Here is an 829-nt window from a genome sequence, read left to right on the forward strand (position 1 = left end):
CGGTAGAATCCTGCACACCGTAACGGCACCAGGTTGATCCCACACAGGATTTCACCGTGCGCAGCGATTTGCCGTAGGCATGACCGGTTTCAAACCCGGCGTCGAGCAATTCCTGCCAGATAGCAGGCAACTGTTCGACCCTGGCCCCGAACAGATCGACTCGCTGACCGCCGGTTATCTTGGTGTAGAGCTGATAACGCTGAGCCACCTGTCCAATGGCGATCAGCGCCTCGGGCGTGATCTCTCCGGCGGGAATGCGCGGCACCACTGAGTAGGTGCCGTCTTTCTGAATGTTGGCAAAGAAACGATCGTTGGTATCCTGCAAAGGCAAATGCTGCGGTTGCAGCAGATAGTCGTTCCAGCAGGAAGCGAGTATCGAGCCAACCAGCGGTTTACATATTTCGCAGCCACGCCCTTGCCCATGGTTAGCAATCAGGTCATCAAAGGTGTGGATGTCATTGACGCGAATCAAGTGATATAACGCCTGACGATCGTAAGCAAAGTGCTCACAGATGTCCTTTTTAACCTCAACGCCAGATTGCGTGAGCTCATACTCCATGACCTGTTTTACCAGCGCCACGCAGCCACCGCAGCCGGTTCCCGCTTTGGTACCGCTTTTTATCGCCCCCAATTCATGGCAACCGCTCGCCACTGCCGCACAAATATCCGCTTTGGTAACATTATGGCAGGAGCAAATCTGTGCGGTTGCAGGCAAGGCGGCTACACCCAGCCCTTTCGCCGGTGCGCCTTCATGCGCGGGAAGAATAAGGGTTTCTGGATGCGCGGATAGCGTCATGTCGTTGAGCTTCATTTGCAGCAGCGTGCTGTA

At 55.2% G+C, this 829-nt stretch carries 1 protein-coding gene; it reads right to left on the reverse strand.

Going from position 1 to position 829, the window contains the following annotated elements; genetic code table 11:
* On the reverse strand, positions 1–829 hold an 829-nt coding region (locus tag J5224_RS31590; protein WP_264628931.1), incomplete at both ends, for a (2Fe-2S)-binding protein.

This window comes from Candidatus Symbiopectobacterium sp. NZEC135, assembly GCF_025962695.1.